Consider the following 13,767-nt stretch of genomic DNA (forward strand, 5'->3'; position numbering starts at 1 on the left):
ACTGGTCTAATGTGTCATTAACATTTTGCTATCTTTAATACACACATAATAAGCAGATAACAATAAAAAAGGTTTGGAGCCAACAACATGAAAAAATTGCTACTTCCTCTCGCTGTAGCGTCTGCGCTCGCTGGCTGTGGTGGCGGAGAAACGCTCGAAGACGTTAAAAATGAAACACCTACGGTTGTTCCGCAATCCACAGTGGTGTTTGACCCCGGTGCCGGGGAAATCTCCGTACCCAATGATCTGCTTTTAAGCGGCACCACCGATGGCACCTTGAATATTCCTGGTGAAGGCGATGATTACACTAACCCTCAACTGGCGCTCGGCGCGTTAGATGGGTGGTCGACGCAAATGCCATATGCCATTGATTTCGATTTTTCCCCTGGTGTAAGCCTTGATGCAACATCGGCTGCAACACCGGGTAATGTGCGTATTTTTGAAGTTGTTATGGGCGCCGACCAAAGCTCACAAACCTGCGCTCAAGTACCGGCAGGCATTGCCTGTGAATATGTTAAAGAACTTAACTTTGGCGTTGACTTTATCACCCAAGCCAGTGGCAATTCCGTGGCTGTGGTGCCACTTAAGCCATTTACTCAAGGGCGCTCGTACATTACGGTATTGACCAACGGCTTGACCGATTCAGCCGGTAACGCCATTGCCCCGTCATCGACCTATGCTAGCGTTAGCAGTGAAGACCCACTTGTTACTGAGCAGCAACTGAGTTTGCAAGCGGTGATCAACAGTTATGAAGACGTTATTGTTGGCGGCAGTGACCTAAGCAAAGACGATATTATTTACTCAGCGGCGATGACCATGCAAAGTGCAGGTGAAGTGCTCGGCACGATTAAAAGCTTGCTTGCTGCGTCGCTCACTCAAGATAGCTTACCTAAGCCTGAAATGATGATCCCGCAACAGCCTGCGCTCACAGTAGGGCAGATTTTTGCGGCTCAAGGCATGCAAGACATTAATCCTGCATTTAACGCAGTGAGCTATGAAAAAGGCAGCATTGTTCTTCCTTACTACTTAAAAAGCCCACAAGGCAAAGAGCTCAGTGATTTAAACAACACTTACTGGCAAGCAAACTGCGACAGCGCTGTAACCGTGCTTGGTTATAAAGAGCAGGCTGGCGAAGCATTCCCTGAGCAACCAGTGAGTGAAAATGATGCAATATGTGCCGCTCTCAGCGGCGGTCAATTGCGTGATTTGAGCTTGGATGACAAACGTCACCTAACGAAATACAACACCATTCCGAAAGTGCAGAGCTATCGAAATATACCTGTACAGGTTACAAAACCGGCAGATTTAATGACCTTAAACGCTATCCGCAGTCAGCTTGGGCTTGATGCCATGAGCATGCCTGCTGCTGGCTGGCCAGTTGTTATCATGCAACATGGTATTACCAGCCGCAAAGAGGATATGTTGGCATTGACTGCGGCGCTAAGCATTCAAGGTTTTGCGACCGTTGCTATCGACCATCCGGCTCACGGTGAGCGTGGAATCGATGTCGACAACGATGGCACTGACGATTTTAATGCGACCACAGGCTCTGTGCTTGCGTATATGAATTTGAATTCATTGCTGGTGGCGCGTGATAACCTACGCCAATCAGCTGCGGATTTACTGGGTTTGCGTCTAGGTCTTAATTTTGCCAACGACCCCATGCTCAACACGATGGATGTGGGCTTCGTCGGTCACTCCTTAGGTGCGGTTGTGGCCCCGGCTTTCTTATCTATGACGAATGCGGAGCTTGACCCTCAGGTTGATCCATTGTTTAAAGTGAACACTGTGGCACTTGGCAGTGGCGGCGGCGGTATCGCCAATTTCTTACTTGCTTCAGATTCATTTGGGCCATTTATCCAAGGTTCAGTATTAGCTGGTGCAGGAACCGATGAGTCAGCAGCGTTTGGCGCATTCCTACAAGAAGGCGCAGTCTCTAGCTGTGCACAATTTATTGATAACCAAGAGGCGTATGTTGGCTGTGGTTACCAAGCGTTTTTAGCGCAGTTAACAGCTCAAGGTGACACTGCCAGCTTGGCTAATATTCAAGGGTTGTTAACGCAGTTTACCTACGCTGCACAAACATTGCTTGATGCTGGAGACCCAACCAACTACGCAATGCGTGTAAACGCACAGCAAACCCCAGTTTACACCAGCGTGGTTGTGGGTGATGGCATGGAAAACAAGCCGGATACGGTGATCCCGCCTATGGTTGAGAGCAACCCCATTGCCGGAACTATTCCACTTGCAATGATGATGGGCGCTGACAATGCAGCACAAACGCAGTTAGCAGATAGCCCACAAAGCTACCTTGTACGCTTTAGTAAAGGCCACCATGGTACACTTTTGACGCCAGCTGCAAACCCGCAAGCAGGAGCAAGTGCAGCAGATAGCGCTGCAGCGAATGCTGAAATGCAACAGCAAGTAGCGACCTATCTGAAATCCAAAGGTACGATATTGCCTATCACTAATGAAGATGTGATAGCTCAGTAAGCCCACTGGTTTCGACTATCAGCCGCGCAATTGCGCGGCTTTTTTGTGGCTAATGGCTGTGCTACATTGCCGTGCATCAACAATGAAAGAGGGACTCTAGGTGGAGTATATTTATGAATACGGGTTATTTTTTGCAAAAACCCTGACTTTTTTAGTGGCAATCGTCATTATCATCGCAATGATTGCAGGAGCGGCAAATAAACCTAAAAGTAAAGAAGGATCACTTCAGGTTGACGATCTCTCAGCAAAGTTAAAACAGTTGAAAGATGATTTTTTAGCAAACACCCTGGATAAAAAAGCCTTAAAAGCGCTCAAGAAAGAACAGAAAAAGGCAGCTAAAAGTGACAGCAGTGACATACAGCAAGGGCGCCTATACGTGATTGATTTTGTTGGCTCCATGGATGCTCATGAAGTCGAGAGCCTACGTGAGGAAGTCACGGCGATTTTAACATTGGCCGATAAGCAAAAAGATAAGGTATTAGTGCGCTTGGAAAGCGGCGGAGGCGTTGTCCATGGGTATGGCTTAGCAGCGTCGCAACTGGCCCGTTTGAAAGAGGCGCACATACCACTGACCATCGCCATTGATAAGGTCGCCGCCAGTGGTGGATATATGATGGCATGTGTTGCCGATGAAATCATTGCTGCGCCTTTTGCTATTGTCGGCTCTATTGGCGTGGTTGCGCAAATACCAAACTTTAATAAGGTGCTGAAAAAGAACGATATTGATCTAGAGCTCATTACCGCAGGGCAGTATAAGCGGACCCTTACTTTGTTTGGCGAAAACACCGATGAAGGGCGAGAAAAGTTCCGCCAAGAAATTGAGCAAACGCACCAATTGTTCAAACACTTTGTCAGCGAGCATCGCCCTGAATTAGACTTAGGCGCCGTCGCTACCGGGGAGCACTGGTTTGCGATTGATGCCAAAGAAAAAGGGTTGGTGGATAGAATCACGACCAGCGATGATGAGCTACTGGCACTGAGTAAAGAGCGACAAGCTTACAAAGTGAGCTATAAGAAAAAACAAGGCTTGGCGGATAAAGTCGCGCATAGCCTAAGCCTCGCGGTGGAAAAAGCAGGTTTAAAGATATGGTCTAAGGGTCAGCGCCTGAGACCTTAATTTAGACTTAAAAAAACCTCGCCACAACGGCGAGGTTTTTTTATACAAGTAAGGTTAGCTTCTTGCTTTAGGCTTATACTCTTCCAGTTCTTTAGCCGACTCGAGATCGTTAAAGACGGTCTCATCAAGCTGCCCTTCAGATTTGGCAACAACGCAGGTAACCATACAATCACCGGTCACATTAACCGCTGTACGCGTCATATCTAACAATCTATCGACGCCGATAATAATCGCGATACCTTCGACGGGGAGGCCCACCTGATTCAGTACCATCGCCAGCATAATCAAGCCAACCCCAGGCACTCCAGCGGTTCCAACGGATGCCAATGTGGCGGTAAGAATAACCATTAGGTAATCTGAAATACTTAAATCGACACCAAATACTTGAGCGATAAACACGGTTGCACAGCCTTGCATAATGGCGGTGCCATCCATATTAATAGTGGCTCCCAATGGCACAGTGAATGAGGCAACGGAGTTACTGGCACCGAGCTTTTTGGTCGCGGTCTCAAGTGTAATAGGCATGGTTGCACTGGAACTTGAGGTGCTAAACGCAAACAAACAAGTGTGCTTCATTTGTGATAAAAAGGTGACAGGATTTAAGCCAGTCAGCACTTTCAATAGGATAGAGTAGTTAATTAACCCATGGATCAGCAGCGCTGCGACCACCACACCGAAATACTTCATCAGGCTCCAAATAAGCCCCAGCTCAATGGTCGTAAATAGTTTTGCCATCAAACAAAAGACCCCGTAAGGGGCAATATTCATAAGTAAGGTAACCAATTTAAGAATGACATTATTGAGGTCCTCAAAAACGGCGCTTAGGCGCTGACCCGCTTCGCCACTGAGGGCCATAGCAATACCGAATAGTAGCGCAAAAACAATGACCTGCAACATGTTACCACTGGCCATAGCATCAATAGGGTTGGTGGGGAACATATTGATGATGACCTGAGCCAACGTCGGCGCTTCTTTCGCATCAAAGGTCGCATCATTTGGCAAGGTGACGCCATCGCCAGGGCTTACTAACAGCGCTAAGGTAATGGCGACGGTGATGGCAATGGCAGTGGTACCCACATACATGGCGATGGACTTACCACCTAAACGGCCTAAGGTTTTCGGATCACTGAGGCTACAAGTACCACAAACGAGGGACACAAATACCAGTGGCACCACCAACATTTTTAAGCTGGCAATGAAGATTTGCCCGCCAATATTGAATAAACCGTCAACAAAAAAGCCTTTAACAGGAAAGGCAAACAAGCCTAAATCAAGTAATAATTCGTCTTCACCGGCCAAAATCAACTTGAACAAAAAGCCGACAACAACACCTAGCGCCATACCAATCATAATACGCGTGGTGAGAGACATTGAACCTTTTTCAGACATAGGTATGATTCATCTTCGTTATTGTAATTCGCTATAGCCTATCAGCGAAAATCACTCAATGCAGCGAAAAACGACAACTTTTTTCAAAAAAGGAATGCGTAATTCACTCATCCTGGGTTAATATTAAGTAAATAATTTAAACAATAAAACGTTAGGGAGAAGTCAATGCGTTTTGTGCGATTGCTCAGTGCCTCTTTACTGAGTTTACTTCTAGTCGCCTGCGGTGGCGGCGGCAGTTTAGAAGAAGGTGGTGACACGGGGGGAGATGGTAGTTCTTCCGGTAGTTATTCCATTACCGTAACCGTGGTGGACAGTGAAGGCAATGCAATATCTGCCGAAAATCCTATTTCTAATGATAACCCGGCGCAAGCAGTAGCAACGCTCAGCGCAACTTCAGGCTCGGTCTCTGGTAAGGCCATTGAGTTTAGTCTGCAGCAAGTAAGTGGCAATACCTTAGGTGAGCTAAAACCTGCTTCTGCACAAACGAACGCAGATGGGGTTGCACAGGTCACCATTGGCCCAGGTCAAGTGAAAGGCGCGGGTCGTGTAACCGCAACTTACATTCCGGCTGCTGGTAACGAGGTAACAGCGCAAGCGGATTTTACCACCCAAGGTGATGACGTTGTTGTGACCGAGGAAACCGCCGATGTTGACGTGTTACTGCTCACTGGTTGTAACGCTGGTTGGGATGATGACCGTGATAACGTGATGCTTGACCCTCGTGACCCAAATACCGGTTGTAATATCGTAAACAGTATTTCTTCTAATGAAGTGGGCGAGATTTACGTTGAAGTAACCAGCATTCAAAGTGGCGACGGCGTAGGCTCGGCAATCGTTAATGCCGAGACATCTGTGGGTACGGTATTACCGTCGTCTGGTACTGCATTAACCGACTCATTTGGCCGCGCACTATTGCGTTTACAGCCAGGCAACCAAGGTGGCGCAGGCACGATTACCGCCGAAGCATTGGGCGTAACCGACACCACTAACTTTGCTGTGGGTGTGGTAGATTTAGAGCTGACAGTTGATAATGGCTTGGCTACGGATAACAACAATAATGTTATTCCACTTAAAGCCGGTGGCAGTACGGTTATCGAAGTGCAGCTTCGCGATGAGGAAGGCAACCTATTCCAAACTCCGACCGATGTGGAATTTAGCTCTACTTGTGCCGCCAGTGGTCAATCAACCCTGGATGACAAAGTAAAATCGCGTGCAGGTATTGCTACAGCAACGTACCGCGCAAACGGCTGTAATATTGACGACAATATTATTGTGACAGTTGAGACTGGTGGCAAAAACTATACTGAATCTACAACCATTCCCGTTGAGGCCTCACCTGTACAGTCTATCCAGTTTATGGATGTAAGCGAGGCGTTTATCGCTCTTCCTCCAGGTGAAGGCGGTGTACCTACACAATCTGTGGTGCGCTTTAAACTTCTTGATGAAGATGGCAACCCAGTCGCTCAAGACCGTATCGATTTTCGTTTGACTGACGGCACTGGTGAAGCAGCATTGACTCAGGCAACAGGTAATACCGATAACAACGGTGTTGTGCAAACTACAGTAACCTCTGGTGTGGTCCCAGGCGCCCTAGTAGTAAAAGCTTGCTATGTGCCAAAAGCCGATGTTGCCGCCTTGCCTGAAGGTGATGATTTGACCTGTTGGGTTGATGAGTATGAAGCGTGTCAAGCAGCCGATGCGCCAAGCTCTTGCCCTGAAGGCGAACTTCGACTTATTCCCCTAAGTGAGCAAATCAGCTCAGTGTCTAGCTTGCTTACTTTAAGCTCAGGTGTGACCGATCAGAACAGCTTCGATTTAAGCACCGACGTTATTAACTCTAACTCGCTTTATTACAACGGTGTTACTTCAAATTTAACGGTGTATTTTGGCGACCAGTTTAATCAGCTAAGTGGTGATGGTGTTGAAGCAACCGTATTAACTGAAGCCGGTGTTACTGGGGTGATCGATGGTACGCAGTTCAACCCCACCTTTAAATGTCAAACCACCGATGCCGTCTGTACCATCCAATGGCGCAGTCAAGGCGATCGACCGTTTTGGGATTATAAATGGGGCAACCGTATCGGCGATATCGATGGTGACCCTGCCACCACTGAGGGGATTAACCCTAAAACTGGTGTGCAAAACTGTGACCCGTACTTTGGCGGAGCTGCGCCTTGTATCAATGGTATGGTGCGCGCTAAAAATGACCCAAATGGTATCGCTATGGGTGGTCGCGTTACCGTGATAGCGGTAGCCAAAGGCCAAGAAAACTTTGTTGATGAAGAGTCGAGCGGTGGTGTCACTCGCCGTAATGGCCTGTTCGATATTGGTGAGTACTATCAAGAATATGACTTAACCGAGGCCTTTATCGACCATAACGAAAACGGCACCTTCGATAAAGCTAATTGTGACCCTGCACCTGGGCCTACTGATCCTTGCTCAGAGCTAATCTCGCGGGGTGGTCACAATGAAACTTGGCGTGACCTTAATAACAATGGCATCTTTGATGAAGCGGATGGTAAATACAATGGCTTATTGTGTTCACAAGAAGCTGAAGCGGCCGGAGAATGTACTCGTGAGCTGATTGAGGTGCGCAGCAGTGTTGAGCTGGTGATGTCTGGTGATGAGCCCTATGTGCGCTTTGCGATTGATTCGAATAGCTGTACAACCGATGCGCAGCGTGTGCTCGAGTCTACTAACGTTGATGGTAAATGTGATATTAGTCGTGTGAACGTAAGCACTGAAGCGAATAATGGTCTTGCTTCTCAAGACATCTATATTTACTACAGTGATGAGTTTGGTAACCCATTACCTGCCGGGACTGAAGTAGAAATCACCTCGACCAATGGTGAATTGGACTTTGTGAGCCATAGTGAAACTGTAGGCAATACAAGTCGTGATAAACCTTTAATGTCTATTGTTAAGGTATCTCGGGAGTCACAAGGAAACCAAAAAAGTGTAGGTGCTTTGACAATTACCTTCACTATTCCATCAGGATTTGATGATGGTGATGCCAAGGTTGTATCTGCATCAATGACTGTTGTTGATGATCAGTAGCAAGTTGCTTGATTAAACAAAATGCCAACCACTCGGTTGGCATTTTTGTTTTCGGCCCCTAAACCACCTACTTCAGTAGGTGGTTATCATCAATTTAGGCTTGGCCTGAAAAAGCTACCCATGTTAATTGCTCTGTTGATTTTTAGCGAAGTCAAAAGGACAAGAAACATGAGTAGATACGAGAAAGCATCGCATGTGTATTGGCGATGTCAATATCATATAGTTTGGACCCCAAAATACCGTTTCAGAATCCTGAAGAACAAGGTAGGTAAAGATGTCTATCGCTGTATTCACGTTTACAGTGAGCAACTTGGTTGCAAAGTGGTAGAGCTCAATGTGCAGTTAGACCATGTTCATTTAGTTATCAAGGTCCCACCGAAGTTGTCGATATCGAGCCTGAGGGGGACACTCAAAGGTAAAATAGCACTAAAGCTATTTAGTAAATACCCGTACTTGAGAAAAAATAAGATGTGGGGCAACCATTTTTGGCAACGAGGATACTTTGTCGATACGGTTGGAATAAATGAAGAGGTAATAAGGCGTTACGTCAGGCATCAAGAGAAAGAAGAGAAGCAAGAGCAAGCCCAATTAACGCTGGAGTAAACAACGCCCCCTTTGAGGGGGCAATCACAAAGCCACCTTCTTCAGAAGGTGGATTCTTTACTTTTATTCCTATATATTGCCCGGCGTTAGCCTGTGCATCGGTGATTAATCACCATAACGGACAAAATCACAGCAACAGCTGGTCAAAAAATCGCTGATTAGATAAAAGTTTAGCGTCAAAGCTTGTAACAATAGGTGTTTGTAGATATACCTATATTTATTCGTGCCCACGAACAAGGGCAATCATTATAAAAAGAGATAGGTCAACTTAGGCTATTATGGGCAAATCGCTAGTCATTGTAGAGTCTCCTGCAAAAGCAAAAACAATTAATAAATACCTAGGCAAGGACTATGTTGTTAAGTCCAGCGTAGGTCACGTACGCGACCTTCCCACCTCAGGGTCAGGTAAGGCGAAGGCGCCTGCGGCAAAATCTCCCGCCGAAGTGCGCAAAATGGCCCCTGAGGAAAAAGCCGCCTATAAAAAGAAGCGTGACTATCAAAACCTAGTTGCACGCATGGGTATTGACCCAGAAAAAGGTTGGGAGCCTCACTATGAGGTGCTACCCGGCAAAGAAAAAGTTGTTCAAGAATTAAAAAAACTCGCCGAAACGGCAGATGAAATTTATCTTGCAACGGATTTGGATAGAGAAGGGGAAGCCATAGCATGGCACCTTGAAGAGATTATCGGCGGTGATAAGTCGAAGTACAAACGGGTGGTTTTTAACGAAATCACCAAAAATGCCATTCAACAGGCCTTTTCTACCCCGGGCGAGCTGAATACCGATATGGTACAGGCTCAGCAAGCGCGACGCTTCCTAGACCGTGTTGTTGGCTTTATGGTCTCGCCTTTGTTGTGGCAAAAGGTGGCGCGCGGGTTATCTGCTGGGCGCGTGCAGTCCGTTGCCGTTCGTCTTCTCGTGGAACGCGAGCGCGAAATCAAGGCCTTTATCCCGCAAGAGTTTTGGGATATTCATGCTGATGTACAAGCCAAAGCCGATGCGTTACGTCTTCTGGTAACCAAAGAGCAAGGTAAAGCCTTTAAACCGGTTAATAAAGACCAGGCAGAGGCCGCTGTGGCGCAGCTGCAATCGGCTCAGTACCAAGTTGCCGACGTTGAAGAAAAACCGAGTAAAAGCCGCCCAAGTGCGCCTTTTATCACCTCCACCATGCAACAAGCGGCCAGTACGCGCTTAGGCTATGGCGTTAAAAAGACCATGATGCTAGCGCAGCGTCTTTACGAAGCCGGTTATATTACCTATATGCGTACCGACTCGACTAACTTGTCACAAGACGCTATCGCCATGTGTCGCGGTTATGTGGCCGATAATTTTGGCGACAATTACCTGCCGGAAAAAGCCAATATTTACAGCGCAAAAGGCAACGCACAAGAAGCGCACGAAGCAATCCGACCGTCAGATGTAAACGTTCTTTCAGGGCATGTTGAGGGTGTTGATGCTGACGCGAAGAAACTGTATGAGCTTATTTGGCGTCAATTTGTTGCCTGCCAGATGGTGCCAGCGCAATACGATTTAACCACAGTGACGGTCACAGCGGGTGAGTTTGAGCTTAAAGCCAAAGGCCGTGTATTGCGCTTTGATGGTTGGACCCGAGTGCAACCTGCTGTGCGCAAGAAAAGCGATGAAGAGCAAGCGCTGCCAGCATTGAGTGTCGGTGACGAATTAAGCTTAGATAAGCTGGACCCACAACAGCACTTTACCAAGCCGCCAGCGCGATACAGTGAAGCAAGCTTGGTTAAAGAGCTTGAGAAGCGCGGTATCGGTCGACCCTCAACCTATGCTTCGATCATCGGCACTATTCAGGACAGAGGCTATGTGCGGGTGGAAAACCGTCGTTTCTTCGCTGAAAAAATGGGTGAAATCGTCACCGATCGCCTTGTTGAGAACTTTACCGAGCTGTTGAACTACGACTTTACCGCCAAAATGGAAGAGCGCCTGGATGATATTGCCGAGGGCGAGCGTCAGTGGACTCAAGTGCTGGATAACTTTTATGCCGACTTCTCGGAAAAGTTAGCCATTGCCAGTGGCGATGAGGCGCAAGGCGGAATGCGTCAAAACCAAATGGTCGAGACTGACATTGATTGTCCTAGCTGTGGCAGAAAAATGGGGATCCGCACAGCATCAACCGGTGTGTTCCTAGGTTGTACTGGGTATAACTTGCCCCCTAAAGAGCGCTGCACCACCACCATGAACCTCACGCCTGGTGAGGAAGCGGTCAATGCCGATGAAGTTGAAGATGTTGAAACATCAACACTGATGCAAATGAAGCGTTGCCCTAAATGTGAAACCGCCATGGATTCATATTTAATTGATGAAACCCGAAAACTGCATGTCTGTGGTAATAATCCCGCGTGCAGTGGCTACCTCATTGAACAAGGGCAGTTTAAGCTCAAGGGCTATGATGGTCCGATTATTGAGTGCGATAAGTGTGGCGCCGATATGGAGCTGAAAAACGGTCGCTTCGGTAAGTATTTTGGCTGTACCAATGAAGACTGTAAAAATACTCGTAAACTGCTTAAAAATGGCGAGCCAGCACCACCTAAAGAGGACCCTGTGCACTTGCCAGAGCTTGAATGCGAGAAATCGGATGCCTATTTCGTGCTGCGTGATGGCGCTGCTGGTATATTCTTGGCTGCTTCTACGTTTCCTAAGTCACGGGAGACTCGGGCACCTAAGGTTTCTGAATTAAAGCGTTTTCGCGATCGTATATCACCTAAATTTTACTATTTAGCCGATGCGCCAGAGACTGACTCTGATGGTAACCCAGCGGTAGTACGTTTTAGCCGTAAGACTAAGTCGCAGTATGTAATGACAGAAGTCGATGGTAAAGCGACCGGCTGGAAGGCAACCTACGAAAATGGTAAATGGGTTGAAGAAGAGAAAAAGAAAGCGAAAAAGAAAAAGTAACCCGCAAAAAAGAAAAAGCCGCTCACAATGATTGAGCGGCTTTTTTATTCCCCTAGGCCCATATCAGGCAAGTGGCTATTTGATATTCACTTGTTGTACGTGCTGGTAACCATTGTCACTGAGTTCGTCATTGACACAGTCGAGCACATACTGATACTGGCTTTGCGCATCAATGTCATCTTCCGTGGCCCAGTCTAGGCACATCTGCGTGTGCTCCTTGATTATCTCCTCGGGGGCGACTGGTAGGTCATCGCTGGCAAAAGCACTGTGTAAGCTAATAGCAAACAGCGCACTTAAAACAAGGTATTTCATTGCATAGTTCCTCTTTGGAAAGTGCTTTATTTTTAGCGTAATCGTTGGTTTTTAGAAAGTGAGTTATTTTTATCGTCAAGATAACCGACGTTGTCCTTGGGTGAGCAACATGACTTTTGAGCAAGCACAAAAAAAGCACCCCGTAGGGTGCTAAAAAATGTCACGTTTTATGACACAAGGGAAGGGGTTAAAGACGAGCAAACCAACAGCCAAATGCAGGTAAATGCAGTGTTTGGCCTTGCAATCGCCCAGTGTGATGGCGCAACGAATCTTGATATTGATGACTGGGCGCGTGCGTTACTTCGACACTCACGGGTTGCTCCGATAGGTTAAAATAACAACATATGGACTCATCACCGTGGTTGCGGGTAAAGGCAAGAACGGGCTCATGAGTATCAATAAAGTGAATGTCACCTTCAATTAACGCACGATGCTGACGCCGCCAAGCCATAAATTCGCTGTAGGCATTGAGCGTTGAATGAGCATCCTGTTGTTGTTTGGCAACATGGTGTAGGCTGTGAGCATGGCTTACCGGCAGCCATGGTTTTACCGTGCTAAACCCGGCGTGCTCACCGTCTTGCCAAGGCATCGGCGTGCGACAACCATCACGGCCTTTGAAGTTGGGCCAAAAAGTGATGCCATAGGGGTCTTGCAAATCTTCGAATGCAACATCCGCTTCGCCTAATGCCAGTTCTTCACCTTGATACATACATACACTGCCACGTAGGGAGCCAAGCAGTGCGGTCAACATTTTTACTTGTTCAGGGTTAACTTCGCCGTTTTTTGCCCAACGACTGGCAACACGCTCCACATCATGATTACTAAACGCCCAGCAAGGCCAGCCCTCGAGCATATTCGCCTCTAAGGTCTCGACCGTTTTACGAATATAGGCGCTGCTGTAATCATCGGTTAGTAGCTCGAAACTATATCCCATATGCAGCTTGTCACCGCCGCTGGTGTATTCGGCCATGGTCGCAAGGGAATCCTCAGACGAGATCTCCCCAAGTGCTACCGTACCCGGGTACTTGTCGAGTAAGGCACGAATATCGCGCATAAAGTCGAGGTTTTCAGGTTGCGTGTTGTTGTAGTAATGGTATTGAAAAGCGTACGGGTTATCTTCGCTAAAACCACGGCCTTGACGCTTTTCTTTTGGCTTTGCCGGGTTATCACGTAATTGAGCGTCGTGATAACAAAAGTTAATGGCATCTAAGCGGAAGCCATCAACCCCTTTTTTGAGCCAAAACTCCACGTTATCAAGCACCGCTTGACGCACTTGCGGGTTATGAAAATTAAGGTCTGGCTGCTCGGTGAGGAAGTTATGCAAATAATACTGTTCGCGACGAGGTTCCCATTGCCATGCCGGGCCGCCGAAAATGGATAGCCAATTGTTAGGCTGCGTGCCATCTTCTTTAGCGTCTGCCCACACGTACCAATCGGCATACTCATTATTGTTTGATTCGCGGCTTTGCAAGAACCAGGGATGTTGATCAGAGGTGTGGCTCAATACCTGATCAATAATGATTTTAATATCGCGCTGATGTGCTTCGGCGATCAGTTCATCGAAGTCTGTAAGATCGCCAAAAATAGGGTCAATATCCCGATAGTCGCTGATGTCATAACCGAAATCCTTCATTGGCGATTTGAAAAACGGTGAGATCCACACCGCATCCACACCCAAGCTCTTTATGTAATCAAGGCGGTTAATAATACCTCGGAGGTCGCCAATTCCATCGCCGTTTGTATCTTGAAAGCTGCGGGGGTAAATCTGATAAATTACCGCACCTTTCCACCAAAGAGGGTTCGCCATGTTTCGCTCCAGAACATCGGTTAATTTTTTTGCTTGGCAAAGAATACGGCAACCTCAGAACGCTT

At 47.2% G+C, this 13,767-nt stretch carries 8 protein-coding genes; 5 read left to right on the forward strand and 3 right to left on the reverse strand.

Annotation, left to right across the window (positions count from 1 at the left end; all coding sequences use genetic code 11):
* Positions 1-87 precede the first annotated feature (87 nt).
* Positions 88-2,493, forward strand: coding sequence for a VolA/Pla-1 family phospholipase (locus EXT46_RS12570; RefSeq protein ID WP_130147635.1), 2,406 nt, complete (start codon positions 88-90; stop codon positions 2,491-2,493).
* Between the two features lie 100 nt (positions 2,494-2,593).
* Positions 2,594-3,610: a protease SohB gene (sohB, locus tag EXT46_RS12575; protein WP_130147637.1), complete on the forward strand. Its 1,017-nt coding sequence runs from the start codon at positions 2,594-2,596 to the stop codon at positions 3,608-3,610.
* Between the two features lie 54 nt (positions 3,611-3,664).
* Here sohB and EXT46_RS12580 read toward each other — a convergent pair whose 3' ends face one another.
* Positions 3,665-4,999, reverse strand: a complete 1,335-nt coding sequence (locus EXT46_RS12580) for a dicarboxylate/amino acid:cation symporter (protein ID WP_045978389.1) — start codon at positions 4,997-4,999, stop codon at positions 3,665-3,667.
* Positions 5,000-5,164: 165 nt separating this feature from the next.
* Between EXT46_RS12580 and EXT46_RS12585 the strand changes: the two genes are divergently transcribed.
* The 3 genes from EXT46_RS12585 to topA all read left to right on the forward strand — a co-directional run bounded on the left by EXT46_RS12585 (position 5,165) and on the right by topA (position 11,583).
* On the forward strand, positions 5,165-8,056 hold the full coding sequence (locus tag EXT46_RS12585; RefSeq protein WP_130147639.1) for an Ig-like domain-containing protein: 2,892 nt from the start codon (positions 5,165-5,167) through the stop codon (positions 8,054-8,056).
* 168 nt (positions 8,057-8,224) lie between these two features.
* Positions 8,225-8,659: an IS200/IS605 family transposase gene (gene tnpA, locus EXT46_RS12590; RefSeq protein ID WP_130147641.1), complete on the forward strand. Its 435-nt coding sequence runs from the start codon at positions 8,225-8,227 to the stop codon at positions 8,657-8,659.
* Between the two features lie 278 nt (positions 8,660-8,937).
* Positions 8,938-11,583, forward strand: a complete 2,646-nt coding sequence (gene topA, locus EXT46_RS12595) for a type I DNA topoisomerase (protein ID WP_130147643.1) — start codon at positions 8,938-8,940, stop codon at positions 11,581-11,583.
* A gap of 75 nt (positions 11,584-11,658) precedes the next feature.
* On the opposite strand, the gene EXT46_RS12600 is transcribed toward topA, so the two are convergent.
* Both EXT46_RS12600 and EXT46_RS12605 read right to left on the reverse strand, forming a co-directional pair.
* Positions 11,659-11,895 carry a hypothetical protein gene (locus EXT46_RS12600; RefSeq protein WP_130147645.1) on the reverse strand — a complete coding sequence of 79 codons (237 nt, stop codon included), beginning with the start codon at positions 11,893-11,895 and terminating at the stop codon, positions 11,659-11,661.
* Between the two features lie 187 nt (positions 11,896-12,082).
* Entirely contained in the window at positions 12,083-13,702 is a 1,620-nt protein-coding gene (locus EXT46_RS12605; RefSeq protein WP_130147647.1) for an alpha-glucosidase family protein, read from the reverse strand.
* Positions 13,703-13,767: the final 65 nt, after the last annotated feature.

This window comes from Pseudoalteromonas sp. CO325X, assembly GCF_004208955.1.
Classification (GTDB): Bacteria; Pseudomonadota; Gammaproteobacteria; order Enterobacterales; family Alteromonadaceae; genus Pseudoalteromonas; species Pseudoalteromonas ruthenica.